This is a genomic window from uncultured Xylophilus sp. (assembly GCA_913776965.1).
In the GTDB taxonomy this organism is placed as follows: Bacteria; Pseudomonadota; Gammaproteobacteria; order Burkholderiales; family Burkholderiaceae_C; genus Xylophilus.
Genome location: CAJYQL010000025.1, coordinates 23,616 through 36,943, shown reverse-complemented (window position 1 = coordinate 36,943; position 13,328 = coordinate 23,616). Strand labels below are relative to the sequence as shown.

Sequence of the window (13,328 nt, the reverse complement as noted above, 5' to 3'; positions counted from 1 at the left end):
CCGGTGACGGCCATCGACTGGATCCTGGCGACCGTGCTGGTCGCGTCCTTCCTGCTCGGGCTCTGGCGCGGGCTGGTGTACGAGGTGCTCTCGCTGGCCGGCTGGGTGATCGCGTTCCTGCTGGCGCAGTGGTGGGCGCAGGACGTGGCGGACCGGCTGCCGTTCGGGCAGCCGGGCGATTCGGCCCGGTATGCGGCGGGTTTCGTGATCGTGTTCGTGGCGGCGGCGTTCGGCTGCGGCCTGGTGGCCTCGCTGCTGCGGCGGCTGGTCACGACGGTGGGGCTCGGCCCGGTGGACCGCACGCTCGGCGCGGCCTTCGGGCTGGTGCGGGCAGCCGTGCTGCTGCTGGCGCTGGCGGTAGTGGTGGAGACGACGGCCCTGCGCGACAGCGCATGGTGGCAGGAATCGCAGGCAGCACCGCTGCTGCGGGATGCACTGGATGGCGTGAAGCCGGTGCTGCCCGCGGCATTCGGACAATTTTTTCCCTGATGAAGGTGGACCCCCATGTGTGGAATCGTCGGCGTTGTCAGTAACGCTCCCGTCAATCAACTAATCTACGACGCGCTGCTGCTGCTTCAGCACCGCGGACAGGACGCTGCCGGCATCGTCACCCAGCAGCAGCGCAAGTTCTTCATGCACAAGGCCAAGGGCATGGTGCGCGACGTCTTCCGCACCCGCAACATGCGCGCGCTGCCGGGTGACGTCGGACTGGGCCAGGTGCGCTACCCGACCGCCGGCAACGCCTACAGCGAAGAAGAGGCGCAGCCCTTCTACGTGAATGCGCCCTTCGGCATCGTGCTGGTGCACAACGGCAACCTGACCAATGCCAAGGAACTGCGCGGCGAGCTGTTCTCCACCGATCACCGCCACACCAACACCGACAGCGACTCCGAAGTCCTGCTCAACGTCTTCGCCCACGAACTGGAGAAGGCGACACGCGGCGCACCGCTGCATGCCGATGAGGTGTTCGCCGCAGTGCGTGCGGTGCACCGCCGCGTGAAGGGCTCCTATGCGGTGATCGCGCTGATCGCCGGTCACGGCCTGCTGGCGTTCCGCGATCCCCACGGCATCCGGCCGCTGTGCATCGGCCGCGCCAAGGACGGCACGGTGATGGTCGCGAGCGAATCGGTGGCGCTCGAAGGCTCCGGTTTCACGCTCGATCGCAACATCGCCCCTGGCGAAGCCGTCTTCATCAACACCGACGGCAAGGTGCTGTCGCAGCAGTGCGCGGAGGCGCCGCGGCTCAACCCGTGCATCTTTGAATTTGTGTATCTCGCCCGGCCGGACTCGGTGCTGGACGGCATTTCGGTCTACCAGGCGCGCCTCAACCTCGGCGAGGCCCTGGCCAAGCGCGTGGTGTCGACCGTGCCGCCCAACGAGATCGACGTGGTCATCCCGATCCCGGAATCGAGCCGCCCGAGCGCGACGCAGCTGGCGCACCTGCTCGGCATTCCGTACCGCGAAGGTTTCGTCAAGAACCGCTATGTCGGACGCACCTTCATCATGCCGGGGCAGGGCGTGCGCAAGAAGTCGGTGCGGCAGAAGCTCAACGTCATTGGCAGCGAGTTCAAGGGCCGGAACGTGCTGCTGGTGGACGACTCGATCGTGCGCGGCACCACCAGCCGCGAGATCGTGCAGATGGCGCGCGACGCCGGCGCCCGAAAGGTCTACATGGCGAGTGCTGCGCCGCCGGTGCGCTACCCGAACGTCTACGGCATCGACATGCCGACCAGCACCGAGCTGGTGGCGGCCAACCGTTCGCTGGAAGAAGTGCGCGCCCTGATCGGCTGCGACGCGCTGATCTACCAGGACGTGGACGCGATGAAGAAGGCCGTCGCCGCGCTGAACCCGAAGCTCGACGGCTTCGACGCTTCCTGCTTCGACGGCATCTACGTGACCGGCGACATCACCTCCGACGACATCGTGAAGATCAACGAGGCGCGCGTCGGCCAGGAAGAGCCGTTCGCCGAGGAAGACACCTCGCGCCTCGCACTGCCCAACGCCCAGGACGCCTGACCGGCGCCACGCAACCGAACCGACTGTCCCGCCTTCGATGACACAACGCATCCGTACCCGCTTCGCACCGTCGCCCACCGGCTTCATCCACCTCGGCAACATCCGCTCGGCCCTGTATCCCTGGGCCTTCGCGCGCTCGCAGGGCGGCGATTTCATCCTGCGCATCGAGGACACCGACCTCGAGCGGTCCTCGCAGGCGGCCGTCGACGTGATCCTGGAGGGCATGGCCTGGCTGGGTCTGGATGCCGACGAAGGGCCGTTCTATCAGATGCAGCGCATGGACCGCTACAAGGCGGTGCTGGCCGAACTTCAGGCGAAAAACGCGGTGTACCCGTGCTACATGTCGGTTGCGGAACTGGATGCGCTGCGCGAGCGCCAGATGGCGGCCAAGGAAAAGCCGCGCTACGACGGTACTTGGCGTCCGGAGCCGGGTAAGACGCTGCCGCCGGTACCGGCCGGCGTCCAGCCGGTGCTGCGCTTCCGCAATCCGCAGGGCGGCGTCGTCGCCTGGGACGACAAGGTCAAGGGCCGCATCGAGATCGCCAATGACGAACTCGACGACCTGGTGATCGCGCGCCCCGACGGTACGCCGACGTACAACTTCTGCGTGGTGGTGGACGACATCGACATGGCGATCACCCATGTGATCCGCGGCGACGACCATGTGAACAACACACCGCGCCAGATCAATATCTTCCGGGCGCTCGGCCAGGAGCCGCCGGTGTATGCCCACCTGCCGACCGTGCTGAACGAGCAGGGCGAGAAGATGAGCAAGCGCAACGGCGCCAAGGCGGTGACGCAGTACCGCGACGCGGGTTACCTGCCCGATGCGATGGTGAACTATCTGGCGCGCCTGGGCTGGAGCCACGGCGACGACGAGATCTTCAGCCGCGCGCAGTTCCTGGAGTGGTTCGACCTGGACCATCTCGGCCGCAGCGCCGCGCAGTTCGACGAGGCGAAGCTCCGCTGGGTGAATGCGCAGCATCTGAAGGCGATGGCCGACGATGCGCTGGCACCGCTGGTCGCCGAGCAGCTGCAGAAGCGCGGCATCGTGGCGGACGAGCGCCTGCCGCGGATCTGCGCGCTGTTCAAGGATCGCTGCGACACGGTCGTTGCGCTGGCGGACTGGGCGGCGCGCTTCCACGAGGATGTCGAGGCCAGCGCCGAAGAGCGCGACCAGCATGTGACGGCATCGGTGATTCCGGCCGTTCGCACTCTGGCCGACAAGCTGGAGACGGTGGAGTGGACGAAGCCTGCGATCGCCTCGGCGATCAAGGAAACGCTGGCCGCGCACGGACTTAAAATGCCGCAGCTCGCGATGCCGGTGCGGGTGCTGACTATGGGTACGGCGCACACGCCGTCGGTCGATGCAGTGCTCGAATTGATCGGACGCAAAAATTTATTGAGCAAGTTGCGAAAAGTCTAAAAAACTGTGCATAATTCGAGGCTCGGAAGTTAACAACGAAACGCAGCGAAAGCAGCAGATCGTTGAAGACAAGGGGGGTATAGCTCAGCTGGGAGAGCGCTTGCATGGCATGCAAGAGGTCATCGGTTCGATCCCGTTTACCTCCACCAATCCGACGGAAGTTCCAAGGTTTTGACCCTATCGTCTAGAGGCCTAGGACATCACCCTTTCACGGTGAGTACCGGGGTTCGAATCCCCGTAGGGTCGCCAAGTTGTAGCGCTTGGCTCTTGCATGCAAATGCGAGCGCGAAAGCTGCCTACCAGGAGTGGTAGTTCAGTTGGTTAGAATACCGGCCTGTCACGCCGGGGGTCGCGGGTTCGAGTCCCGTCCACTCCGCCAAGTTTCCTTCGGGAATTCAAAGGGTTGCATCGGAAACGGTGCAACCCTTTTTGTTTTTTGGAATTCGCTTGGGCACTTTTTGGAATCAGCAACTACCGACGCCGGTCAGCCCAAGCCTTGTTTGCTTCTTCCAACGAACTGAACTCGGCCTCCGCCCATGACACGCTTCCGTCGGGCGATAGCAAACCAGCCCAGTTCAGCCCCGGTTCCCCTTCCACGGTGATGGGTGTGGTGGTGGAGTGCAGGCCCGGCTCTTCCTCGAAGGTTTCGATGCGCCAAGCGATGACGTGCTCCGACACAAAAAGGCCGTCGCTGCCGTCGTAAACGATGCGGTACCCAGGTGTCGCTGGGATGATGGTGAAGTGGGCTGATTCGCTCATGGTGCTGGAGGTGGTTGGAGCGATCCATCCTAGTTCAACCGGCAGGTTTGGCCGTCTTGGACTGCCTGCGGTCATAGACGCGGGCGATCATCTTCCCGTCTGTGTGCAGCGTCGCGTCTTGCGTGTCGCTGTCGCCACGCCCCAGCTTGTCGCTCACGCCCTTCGGCCGGCAGTCCTGCAGGCTGAACGCCTGAAACTCGATCTCCAATGCGTTGCCCAGCAGCTCAGCGCTGGCCATTAGGGTGCCCAGTAGCTTCCCCCAGCCCGACTTCGTGTACGCCTGACCTTGCATGTTGCCGAACAGCAGGAAGGTGCCGCTGATCTTGTTGCGCTTGATCGCCAGCACTTCGCGGATCGTCTCGCGCAGCTCGGGCGACCATTCGATCAGCACGCTCGGCTTGTCGGGGTTCTTGGAGTCGGTCCAGACGATGCCGGCATCCTGAATGGCATCGCGCGTAATGCGGCGAACCTCGACCGACCGGCGAACACACAGCCAGGCAGTGCGTAGAGCCAGGGCGATGATCAGGTAGGGCCCGCCCAGCACGCGGCCGGTGGCTACGACGATGTCGAGTTCGTCATGGGTCACATACCTCCGGGTGCGCTCGGTCTTGTTCTTCGTGAGCTGGTCGAACGGGTTCGTCTCGATCAACCCTTTGCGGATGCCGTACTCCAAGATTAAGCGGGCGAGGGCGATTTCCTTGTTGGCCTTCTCTGGCCGGCTGTCAACGCAGGCATCGAGATAGGCGTAGCCCATGGTCCGCGTCAGCTCGTGCACTTCGAAGTGGCCCCAAGCCCGCTTCAGGTTCTCGGCCTCGCGGCGGTTCTCGGCAATGGTGGAGTCGGCCCGCTTGCGCAGATCGGTCTCGGGCAGTGAGTCCTGCCATTCGAACCAGGCATCGACCAGCCCCGTGAATCCACCGGTAGGACGGTCTTCGATCACCTTGGACGAGTCCTCAATGGCTTGGCGCCGCAGCCGGCGGATTTCGGCTAGGTCGTCAATCGCACAGTCGTAGCGGAACGCCCAGCGGCCGGACCTCAGCTTGTAGCCGATGCTGTACCGGAGCTTGCCGCGACGTTCGTAGACGCGGAAGGGGAGGCCATCCGGAACAGAACGACGGCGGATCATGCTCGGCGGAGGAAGGAGAGGTTGGCTGTCTTGGGCTTCGGCTGATCCGGCGATCCGGAGCCGCGGCACACGGCATCGTAGTGCGCACGCTCGAGCACCACACCGTTGCGTCCGATGAACGCACGCGAGAAGCCTCGGCGGTGCAGCACGTTCAGCTGCTTGGTGGGCAACTGGTAGCCGGTGATGGCGAACAGTTCCTCTTCGGAAAGCACAACGTCGGTCATCGTGCATGCTCCTGCATTTCCACATTACCGGCTGCAGCTGCATTCCGATTCGCCGCCTGCAGGTGGAAAATTCCTTCCTGCACAGAATGCTGGGCGAGCCGTACCAAGGTCAGCCCTGCGCTCAGCAGCCGCGCATCGTCGTCCCACTCACAGATGATCTTGAGCAGATCTTCCACTTCGGCGATCGACTGCGACAGATCCTCGCACCGCTGCACGGTCGTGTCGCCGGTGACTTCGAAATAGCGATCTGTCGCCGCGCTCACGAGCCGGACGATTCCCCACACCGCGTCCCGGTGCATGGTGCTGCCCGCTGCTTCGAGCACGACATTCGCCTCCGTTAGGCAGGTGTACACCCTGTCGAAGGCATCGTCGACTACGCCGTTCGATGTGGCTGGCTGGGCCAGCGATGCAGAGGCTTTTGTCGCCGAAAACGCATTGACAGTGGCGGTTGCCCGGGACGTTCTCGGACGGTCAATTTGGGCAGTAGTCATCCCACTACCTCGACTTTCGTTTTGGCCGTCAGCCGCCGCGCTTTAGCGGCCTCCCGACCTGCGCGCAATCTAGCCACGATCTCAGCTTTTTCTTTGGCTGCGGCCACGGCATTCTCCGCATGCAGCGCCCGATTGGAACTGATCTTGTGGTTCAACCATGCCGGATTAACGTGACGGCAACCGAGCGCCACCATCTCTTCGATGAAGTGAAGGAAGCCGGCTGCGACGTTGGAAACGTCGGTCCTGTAGAAGTCGCCGTAAGGGTGCCGCTCAGACTTTTCGATCGCCTCGCGAAGAATCCTGTCCAGGTACGGTCGTTCCAGGCTGTGCGCCTGGTAGAAGGCGACTAACTCCTTGGCCATCTCGTAGCCTCGTGCGCGACCCTCATAGAAGGGCAGGGCGGGGGCATCGAAATAGACGTAGCGTCGAGACTGCCGCCGCTTGCCGGCCTCGCGAACGACCGTGTAGCTGAAGCTCAGCTCATCGGTTTCGCGAATCTCGCCGGATGGCATGCGGACGACGCGCGCCTTCAACCGTTCCTTGCGACGGCGAAAGGACACTGCATCGATGTGCTCGGCGATCTCGCGGCAGGCATCGTGAGCGAGTGCATTGCCGGTTCCATCGCACAGATGTCCGCCGATCAAGGTGCAGTACTTCTGCAGCATCGCGAAGAGCTCGGTGCCGCACCGGTGGAGCGGCTCGCAGTGCTCGGGATCGACGTGGACCTGGATCTCGCGCAGTGTTCCGAAGGCCTCATCGTTGTTGTTCACGACGTGCCTGGCGATCTCCTTTCCGGTGTCGGGATCTGCGAAGCCGATGTGACCGGAGCGCCGCAAGAATCCGAAGCCAGCCTCCTGGGCGCGTTCGATCCGGTTGCCGTTGAATTTCAAACCATCCGGGCGAATGGTCAGGACGATGAGCGAAGGACTCACCGATACGGCCTGCTGGGCCCGCCGGGGGTTGGGTTCTTCGCTAGCTTTTCCGGGTACTGGCGCAGCCTGGGTTGCGCCCACGGCGGGGCGCGCGATAATCGCGGTCATGATTCAGGATTCCTGGTAAGGGTTGTGGATCAAGAAGCCGGTTTGCGGGTCCAAGCGCATTCCGGCTTCGTCTTTTCCGGGTGAGGCATCACGCAGCGTCCCTCGACTCACCCAGCATCGGCAGCACGTTGCGCGACCACTTCAGTTGGGTCACCGGTACACCGCTGCCGTGCTTCTTGCCGGTGTCGAACATCCGGCAGAAGTCGCGACCGGCTTCGGTGTGTTCCCACTTCTCGCCGATCTTGACCTGCAGGCCCGCTTCGGCAAGCAGTAGGTTCATGCCACGGGCACTGGTGCCGATTTCCTTGCCCAGCTCCGTCGGCGTGTACCACTGGCTGTCCTGCTCCTGCGCGACCAAGTGGGTTCGGCCCAGCTGCTGCATCAGGTTGATATCCGTCATCGCGTAGATCGCCTGATTGGCCGAGATGGCTGCAGCGTTCTTGTCGCACCCCAGCAGGCGGGCACAGCGGACCAGGGCAGGGAACGCCTTGGCTGCTTCAGATGTGGCGCGCAGCGGACTGCCGGGCTTCTTCGCGGTGTAGCTGCCAGTCTTGCGGATCGACGGGAGCACCTCTTCGAACACCCAGCGCTCGAAACGCTCGGCAGCGGGGAGGGTGCTGTTCACGATCAGACGCAGCATGTCTGGTTCGTTGATGACACGCATCTGCTGAATGCCGCCCCCCGTGGGAAGGGGACGGTGTTTCGCCGCCCCCTTGCAGTGCTGTTGCAGCGCGTCGTTAGGACGTACATAGCCCAGCGCCTCAGCGACATCTTTGCCGACAAAGTGCGGCTCGCCATCGATCTCGAGTGCGCGGATGCTCGCACCATCGAAATGGTAGGGAACGATCTTGCTCATTGCTGTCCTTTCGTTTCGGGTTGTGAGGCGCTCTCGGACCTGAAGGTCGAGCGCAGGCGGGCAAGAATTTCGCCGTTCAGGCTACGGTCGTTCGCAACCGCCTCTGCCTGCAACCGAACTTTGATGTCGGGTGGAATGCGGACTGGGGTAGGCGTTAGTTGGTGACGCTCAGCTGTCATGGTTGGTAGATTCTCCAAGAATCTTTCTAGGTGAGTCAACTAGATTCTTTGTAAAAGATTCTCAAAGAGTCGATCATTCGAAGATGGAACCGAAACAGCAAGCTCCCTACCCTCTCCGAATGCCAGCGTCGCTTCGTGCCACGATGGAGCGTTCTGCTAAGCGGAATGGTGTGAGTCTCAACAGCGAGTTGGTTGATCGCTTGGAGCTCACGCTTCATCCGCAGACCGACAGCGATCTTGAAAAAAGAATCGATGAGCTGCGCTACCGAGTGGCGGATCTGGAGTCTCAGCGTGAGCTCCTGCATCTCACGGTAGGAATGGCTGCGCACTACGCTCGCTGGTTGATGCCAATGCTGCGTTCCGAAATTCGTGAGGCCGACCGGGAAATACTGGAAGAGGTGAAGATCAAGATCGATTCCCTCATTGAAGTCTTCGGTCAAGCCGACGAGGACCAAGTCAACTTGATTCACGAGAACCTGCGCGACACCGGCGCCCGATTGATTAGCACTTTGGAGGAGGCGCGCAAAGCACGCGATCTCGCAGTTGAATCCGATGGCGAGTCGAGTTCGCAGTAGCGACCCGCGCACGGTCACTGTTCGGGTGTGCAGTCGGTTGATTTCCCAATTTCCCACTGAGGTTCTGGCTGTTCATTGCATCTCCCGGCCATCAGCACCAAACGGCTGCTGAGTGCGAATCGTACCGATATCAGTACGTTAACGCAACCGATATCGGTATGGAGCGGCGATTGTCTTTCACTATGCGTGGGTGCAGATAGATAGGGAGCAGGGGACTCATAATCCCTTTGTCACTGACCGGAGCAGGGCAGGGGACTCAAAATCCCCCGCTCGTGTGGCTTGAGCACCGGACTTTTAATCCGTTGAGCTGACGACCCTCGGCCGGCTACTGCCTTCACAAGGTAGGGGTCCCGCCGTCGAGGTGAGATGGACGGTTCGAATCCCTGAGCTTCTGCCACACCTGTACAACGCCTTCGGATAGTTCCTAGGCGTTCGCATGGGCGCCGCTTAGGCTGTTTCGTGGTGATGCTGTACGCTTTGATCGTGTGTGCCTGTGGAGGCACTAAGGGCTGCCCATGGCGAATGCTGACAACGAGTTGCTGCTTGCTCGTCCGATGGACTTCTTCAAGCGATACGCGGTATCGCCACCGGACGACGCTGGAAGCCGCACCGTTCCTGTTCCTGGGCGGCTCGCAACGTTGGTCGCCAACCAGACATTGACGAAGTCGCTGGAGCTTTGGTCCGACCCTAACCATACGGTCCTGCCGCCCAGCGTGGAACGCATCGATTACCAGCAGGTGATAGGCGGCAAAGTCGTGTGGGCCGACGTGACAACAGTCGAGCGCGACAAGCCTGGCGCCAAGACTTTCAAGATCACCATGGAGGAAGCGGACGGCTTGGTGCCGATCTACTACCTACCTTGGTGCAGCGGCAAGCTGATGGAAATGCGGCTCCCTGATGTCGGAGCGGACATGGACAACATCGCCGAGCATCCACGGCTATTTTTCACTGCTGCGCTCAGCGGTTGTTCTGTGTTCGTCGATGGACATCCGGCCCGTCCGCGCATCGTTCATGCCGGCATCAACGGGGCATTGAAGACTGACGCGGTCGCTTTCTGGCGCGACATGTTGAACGGGATCTCTGTGAAAACCGGGCGACCGATCGACGATCACCTGCGTGAAGCCAACAAGCTTGAGTACATGAACACGCCCTGGGCCATGGGGTTCAAGCAGTTCTTACAGGCGGATCACCGGGACACCATGGAAATTCGCGAGGTGAAGGAGTGGGCATCCGTATTTGGCATTCGGTTCGGACGCCTGTGGTCCTTTTATCTGCAGCGCAACGCTACTGCAACGACCTATCGATTGGTCAAGAAAAGCGACACCACCATCCTTACCCACAAGTACACAAAAGAGAAATTCAGGGTGGTGAAGAATCAGCCACACCTCGTCGTTGCGAGCCAGGTTCAGAAAGGGCATGGATTCTTCAGTCGCGACAAGACGATTCATGTCGTGAAAGAAGACGTTGCCTTGCCGCTGATGATCGATGAGTTCTACCCAACAGGCCAAGCGCACATCAAGCCTGAGCGACGGATCATCGCGACTTAAAGGCTGTCTCCGCACGGTCCCCTCGACAGGAAGCGAATGTGCAGCATGCCAGCGCCCGAGTAGCTTTCCTGTTCGATTCATCTCTCCGGCAACGAACATCGAGCATGCCGGTTCGATTCCTTCCTCCGGCATCGAAACGTCTGCGGCCTCCACCTACACCAGCAGGCCGGCTGGCTGCCTACGGTGAAAGCTCATCAACTTGGAGCTCACCATGCAACCCAAAGACAGTGAACAGGACAAGGCCGAAACTGGAGAGCGGGGCAACGATACGGTCGCCCTGAATGACGCGGAAGAGGCGCGCAAGCGCAACGGCAATCCGAGCCAGGGCGGGAGTGAAGAAAGCGTTGCCACTGGCCACGGCCGTGGCGGAAACGAAGAGCTCGCAGATCCTCAAGATTAAAGATTAGGCATGGGACGATAGAAGCCCCATCTGCGCACTTGTACTACTTAGATTGGCCGCATTGGTTAAGCAATTCAGCTACCTGTACTTGAGCACCGAAACCGACAACCCTGCAAGGGCATCTCTGTGTAGTCAATATCACGCCAGTACGGGCTGATCAGCATAGTATGTGGCTTGAACACGTTTGGAAACTTTCAGGTAAAGCGACCACACGGCTACGGTAATGAGAGTTTTGGCCAGTTCGCCTACGGCAGTTGAACTCGGCGCTTCGGACACGCCGGTGACGAGAGGGACCAAAGCGAAGGCGGCAAAGAAATTAATACCTAAACCGGCGATCCAAAACGCTAGCTGCGTATACATAACTGACTTCGGGTTGTGGAATTTCCAGAGCCGAATGCCAGCGAGAAAGAACGCACTTGCTTGGATCGCTGAAAGAAACCAAGTCCACATCTTGAGATTTTCCCAAAACGCCTTACCCACAAGGTTCGGGTATAGCCTTTCTGACGAACTGATCTCGTTGGCCGTGGTTGATATGGCAATTAACGGTGCAAGCACGATCAAACAAAATACAAGCCAAGCGAGCCAGCCGGCAACTCCTTTAAGGGGAGGGGTGCCATACTTTTTGCGTCGGTTGCGCATGAAGATCAGCACGCCGATCAGTGTCGCGATGACCAGCAATAGCGGAAGAAATCCTAGGAAATTCTCCATATTTTCCCTCTCCTTTAGTTTTGCCTTAAGTGAAATTTAGAGGACGCTGCCCGTCCACACTGCCCGGCCAATGACCTCGAAATCATCCTCATTCGAGTAGATCTTCATCTTTGGCTTGAAGTTGGGGTTCTCGGCCGTCGCAACGATGCCGGCGCCTTCAAGCAACTCCAGTCGCTTGATCAGCAGATTTCCATCTACGCGGAACGCGAAGAAGTCGCCGTCCAGCCGCTCGCGGTCGCCGCGGTTCACCAGCACCACTGCGCCGTCCGCGATCTTCGGCTCGTTGCTGACGCCAGCAGCATCGACCACTAGCGCATTGCCTGGCGCAATGCCCAGCTTGCGCAGAAAGTCGCTGCGGAATACGAGTGGCGGCCGGTCGTCCTCCTGGTAGACGACCCGACCTTCTCCATTCGAGAACTTCACATCGGCGCGGCGAACGGCAACGAAGTCCTGATCCACAGGCGTCTCGTTCTGCCGGCCGAGCTCTATCTGCAGGAAGTTGTCCAGCGTGACGTCGAAGTACTCGGCGATCTTTCGCAGCGATTCCAGCCTGACGCCGTCATCGCCTTTTAGTACGCGGTCGATCGTGCCTTGGCCGATGGCGTAGCCCGCTCCAGCCATTCGTTCCCGGAGAGCGCCGATCGACAAATCGCCCATCAGCGTGCGCATGTTGGTCGCCAACGTCGCGTTCGGACGACGGGCAATTTTTGCGTTGGGTGCGGCCATACCGAATTCTGGTCCTTTACAACCCGATATCGGTATGGCATGCTTATACCGAGATCAGTACAGGAATCGCGATGTATCCCACCGAGCCGCTCACCGACTACCTCATGCGCCACCTGAAGGCGGCGGGCACAGCCCGCTTCCAAGAGATCGCGGACGCCAGCGGTGTGCGTGTGAGCTTCATCCGGAAGTTCTTCTACGGGATGCGTGAGAACCCGCGGGTAAAGACGATCCAGCCGTTGATCGACTACTTCCAGGCCACGACGGCAGGCCCGGCCCAGAGCAACAAGAGTGCTGTCCGTGGCTGACTGGAACAACGTGGGCAACCACGTTGCTGTTCATGTGCCGCGCCGGCTCGTTCGTTCGGCTGCGCCCAGGTCTACCCGCGTGGAGCGGTACTCGACCGCTAGTTCGCCGTGCTGCCATCGCATCAGCAGTCGCGTGGTGACTAGCGTGTGCAATGGCGCCCCGGTACTTGGGTCGCGATTCGTCGACATCGCTGTGCGTGTCGAGGCGTGGATGGTCGCCGCGTCCAAGGCGGTTCGTCGGTGGGGCACTCTCTTCTCCATGCTGCGCAGTCTGAAGCGGCAGGGCGGTCAAGTCACTGCCAACGTTTGGCCGAATCTGGCAGGGGCTGCCCGATGAACATCACCGCGCTGCTCTACAACGCCGTACGCCGCTTCCGCGGAGTCGAGCCCGAGGACTCCAACGGTGCGGCAGGTCTGGCGCCCTACATGGGCCTCACCTCGACCAGCCTGAGTCACAAGGTCAGCCCGACCTACGCCAGCGCGCACTGCAGCCCCGACGAGGTCGTGATGATCTGCAAGCTGACGCAGGACCATGCGCCGCTGCAGGCGATGGCGATGCAGTTGGGCTATGCGCTGCTGCCGATCGCTCCGGCCACCGGCGACGGCGACCCCGACTACGTGCAGCGCATGAGCAGCAGCGTGGCTGAGTTCGGCCAGTTCATCGCCGAGGCGTCGAGCAGCTATGCCGACCGCTCCATCGACGACAACGAGATGGCCCGCATCACCCAGGAGTTTGCCGAGTCGATGTCGGCCCAGGCGCATCTGTTCGCCCTGTTGAAAGCGAAGCACCTAAAGGCCAAGCCAGCCGCTGCCCTGAGCGTGAACGACGTGCGGTGGATGAAAGAGCAGGGCGAGGTGGTCGCATGAACCCGATTCGCGCGCTGGGCGTCGCCGCCCGCTTCGTAGTGCTGGTGGTGCGGATGCGCTCGGTTGGCCGGGCGCTGTGGGTG

17 protein-coding genes and 3 tRNA genes are annotated in these 13,328 nt (G+C 61.3%); 11 read left to right on the top strand and 9 right to left on the bottom strand.

Annotation, left to right across the window (positions count from 1 at the left end):
* Positions 1-3 precede the first annotated feature (3 nt).
* From QZ500_RS03820 to QZ500_RS03795, 6 genes are all read left to right on the top strand, one after another.
* Positions 4-489 carry a CvpA family protein gene (locus tag QZ500_RS03820; protein WP_295851052.1) on the top strand — a complete coding sequence of 162 codons (486 nt, stop codon included), beginning with the start codon at positions 4-6 and terminating at the stop codon, positions 487-489.
* 15 nt (positions 490-504) lie between these two features.
* Positions 505-2,016: an amidophosphoribosyltransferase gene (gene purF / locus QZ500_RS03815; RefSeq protein WP_295851048.1), complete on the top strand. Its 1,512-nt coding sequence runs from the start codon at positions 505-507 to the stop codon at positions 2,014-2,016.
* Between the two features lie 37 nt (positions 2,017-2,053).
* The gene (gene gltX, locus QZ500_RS03810; RefSeq protein WP_295851046.1) at positions 2,054-3,442 is read left to right on the top strand and encodes a glutamate--tRNA ligase; all 1,389 of its coding nucleotides are present in this window, start codon (positions 2,054-2,056) and stop codon (positions 3,440-3,442) included.
* Positions 3,443-3,515: 73 nt separating this feature from the next.
* Positions 3,516-3,591 (top strand) — tRNA-Ala (locus QZ500_RS03805).
* A 24-nt stretch (positions 3,592-3,615) separates the two neighbouring features.
* Positions 3,616-3,691, top strand: a tRNA-Glu gene (locus QZ500_RS03800).
* A 53-nt stretch (positions 3,692-3,744) separates the two neighbouring features.
* Positions 3,745-3,821, top strand: a tRNA-Asp gene (locus QZ500_RS03795).
* Between the two features lie 92 nt (positions 3,822-3,913).
* Here the strand turns inward: QZ500_RS03795 and QZ500_RS03790 are convergent.
* From QZ500_RS03790 to QZ500_RS19530, 7 genes are all read right to left on the bottom strand, one after another.
* A complete protein-coding gene (locus QZ500_RS03790; protein ID WP_295851044.1) occupies positions 3,914-4,201 on the bottom strand; it encodes a hypothetical protein in 288 nt (95 codons plus the stop codon).
* A 34-nt stretch (positions 4,202-4,235) separates the two neighbouring features.
* Positions 4,236-5,327, bottom strand: coding sequence for a hypothetical protein (locus QZ500_RS03785; protein ID WP_295851043.1), 1,092 nt, complete (start codon positions 5,325-5,327; stop codon positions 4,236-4,238).
* Positions 5,324-5,551 carry a DUF4224 domain-containing protein gene (locus QZ500_RS03780; RefSeq protein ID WP_295851042.1) on the bottom strand — a complete coding sequence of 76 codons (228 nt, stop codon included), beginning with the start codon at positions 5,549-5,551 and terminating at the stop codon, positions 5,324-5,326. Before QZ500_RS03780 ends, QZ500_RS03785 begins: the two co-directional genes overlap by 4 nt.
* Positions 5,548-6,042: a hypothetical protein gene (locus QZ500_RS03775; protein WP_295851040.1), complete on the bottom strand. Its 495-nt coding sequence runs from the start codon at positions 6,040-6,042 to the stop codon at positions 5,548-5,550. The genes QZ500_RS03780 and QZ500_RS03775 overlap by 4 nt, the downstream gene beginning before the upstream one ends.
* Positions 6,039-7,082 carry a hypothetical protein gene (locus QZ500_RS03770; protein ID WP_295851038.1) on the bottom strand — a complete coding sequence of 348 codons (1,044 nt, stop codon included), beginning with the start codon at positions 7,080-7,082 and terminating at the stop codon, positions 6,039-6,041. The genes QZ500_RS03775 and QZ500_RS03770 overlap by 4 nt, the downstream gene beginning before the upstream one ends.
* 88 nt (positions 7,083-7,170) lie before the next feature.
* Positions 7,171-7,938, bottom strand: coding sequence for a Bro-N domain-containing protein (locus QZ500_RS03765; RefSeq protein ID WP_295851035.1), 768 nt, complete (start codon positions 7,936-7,938; stop codon positions 7,171-7,173).
* Positions 7,935-8,117, bottom strand: coding sequence for an Arc family DNA-binding protein (locus QZ500_RS19530; RefSeq protein WP_366762520.1), 183 nt, complete (start codon positions 8,115-8,117; stop codon positions 7,935-7,937). The genes QZ500_RS03765 and QZ500_RS19530 overlap by 4 nt, the downstream gene beginning before the upstream one ends.
* An 83-nt stretch (positions 8,118-8,200) precedes the next feature.
* Here QZ500_RS19530 and QZ500_RS03760 point away from each other — a divergent pair, with 83 nt between their 5' ends.
* The 3 genes from QZ500_RS03760 to QZ500_RS03750 all read left to right on the top strand — a co-directional run bounded on the left by QZ500_RS03760 (position 8,201) and on the right by QZ500_RS03750 (position 10,639).
* Positions 8,201-8,692, top strand: coding sequence for an Arc family DNA-binding protein (locus QZ500_RS03760; RefSeq protein WP_295851032.1), 492 nt, complete (start codon positions 8,201-8,203; stop codon positions 8,690-8,692).
* A gap of 515 nt (positions 8,693-9,207) precedes the next feature.
* Positions 9,208-10,239: a hypothetical protein gene (locus QZ500_RS03755; RefSeq protein ID WP_295851030.1), complete on the top strand. Its 1,032-nt coding sequence runs from the start codon at positions 9,208-9,210 to the stop codon at positions 10,237-10,239.
* 211 nt (positions 10,240-10,450) lie between these two features.
* Entirely contained in the window at positions 10,451-10,639 is a 189-nt protein-coding gene (locus tag QZ500_RS03750; protein WP_295851027.1) for a hypothetical protein, read from the top strand.
* A gap of 138 nt (positions 10,640-10,777) precedes the next feature.
* Here the strand turns inward: QZ500_RS03750 and QZ500_RS03745 are convergent, their stop codons facing one another.
* Both QZ500_RS03745 and QZ500_RS03740 read right to left on the bottom strand, forming a co-directional pair.
* The gene (locus QZ500_RS03745; protein WP_295851025.1) at positions 10,778-11,347 is read right to left on the bottom strand and encodes a DUF2569 family protein; all 570 of its coding nucleotides are present in this window, start codon (positions 11,345-11,347) and stop codon (positions 10,778-10,780) included.
* A 36-nt stretch (positions 11,348-11,383) separates the two neighbouring features.
* Positions 11,384-12,073: a S24 family peptidase gene (locus QZ500_RS03740; RefSeq protein WP_295851022.1), complete on the bottom strand. Its 690-nt coding sequence runs from the start codon at positions 12,071-12,073 to the stop codon at positions 11,384-11,386.
* 71 nt (positions 12,074-12,144) lie between these two features.
* On the opposite strand from QZ500_RS03740, the gene QZ500_RS03735 reads away from it, so the two are divergent.
* Positions 12,145-12,378, top strand: a complete 234-nt coding sequence (locus QZ500_RS03735; RefSeq protein WP_295851020.1) for a hypothetical protein — start codon at positions 12,145-12,147, stop codon at positions 12,376-12,378.
* 333 nt (positions 12,379-12,711) lie between these two features.
* Positions 12,712-13,245 carry a phage regulatory CII family protein gene (locus tag QZ500_RS03730; protein WP_295851018.1) on the top strand — a complete coding sequence of 178 codons (534 nt, stop codon included), beginning with the start codon at positions 12,712-12,714 and terminating at the stop codon, positions 13,243-13,245.
* The last annotated feature ends 83 nt before the right edge of the window (positions 13,246-13,328 follow it).

Excerpts from the sequence above, each read along its gene's own strand:
- purF (WP_295851048.1), top strand. The coding sequence starts at position 505 with ATGTGTGGAATCGTCGGCGTTGTCAGTAACGCTCCCGTCAATCAACTA.
- gltX (WP_295851046.1), top strand. The coding sequence starts at position 2,054 with ATGACACAACGCATCCGTACCCGCTTCGCACCGTCGCCCACCGGCTTC.
- QZ500_RS03790 (WP_295851044.1), bottom strand. The coding sequence starts at position 4,201 with ATGAGCGAATCAGCCCACTTCACCATCATCCCAGCGACACCTGGGTAC.
- QZ500_RS03785 (WP_295851043.1), bottom strand. The coding sequence starts at position 5,327 with ATGATCCGCCGTCGTTCTGTTCCGGATGGCCTCCCCTTCCGCGTCTAC.
- QZ500_RS03780 (WP_295851042.1), bottom strand. The coding sequence starts at position 5,551 with ATGACCGACGTTGTGCTTTCCGAAGAGGAACTGTTCGCCATCACCGGC.
- QZ500_RS03775 (WP_295851040.1), bottom strand. The coding sequence starts at position 6,042 with ATGACTACTGCCCAAATTGACCGTCCGAGAACGTCCCGGGCAACCGCC.
- QZ500_RS03770 (WP_295851038.1), bottom strand. The coding sequence starts at position 7,082 with ATGACCGCGATTATCGCGCGCCCCGCCGTGGGCGCAACCCAGGCTGCG.
- QZ500_RS03765 (WP_295851035.1), bottom strand. The coding sequence starts at position 7,938 with ATGAGCAAGATCGTTCCCTACCATTTCGATGGTGCGAGCATCCGCGCA.
- QZ500_RS19530 (WP_366762520.1), bottom strand. The coding sequence starts at position 8,117 with ATGACAGCTGAGCGTCACCAACTAACGCCTACCCCAGTCCGCATTCCA.
- QZ500_RS03760 (WP_295851032.1), top strand. The coding sequence starts at position 8,201 with ATGGAACCGAAACAGCAAGCTCCCTACCCTCTCCGAATGCCAGCGTCG.
- QZ500_RS03755 (WP_295851030.1), top strand. The coding sequence starts at position 9,208 with ATGGCGAATGCTGACAACGAGTTGCTGCTTGCTCGTCCGATGGACTTC.
- QZ500_RS03750 (WP_295851027.1), top strand. The coding sequence starts at position 10,451 with ATGCAACCCAAAGACAGTGAACAGGACAAGGCCGAAACTGGAGAGCGG.
- QZ500_RS03745 (WP_295851025.1), bottom strand. The coding sequence starts at position 11,347 with ATGGAGAATTTCCTAGGATTTCTTCCGCTATTGCTGGTCATCGCGACA.
- QZ500_RS03740 (WP_295851022.1), bottom strand. The coding sequence starts at position 12,073 with ATGGCCGCACCCAACGCAAAAATTGCCCGTCGTCCGAACGCGACGTTG.
- QZ500_RS03735 (WP_295851020.1), top strand. The coding sequence starts at position 12,145 with ATGTATCCCACCGAGCCGCTCACCGACTACCTCATGCGCCACCTGAAG.
- QZ500_RS03730 (WP_295851018.1), top strand. The coding sequence starts at position 12,712 with ATGAACATCACCGCGCTGCTCTACAACGCCGTACGCCGCTTCCGCGGA.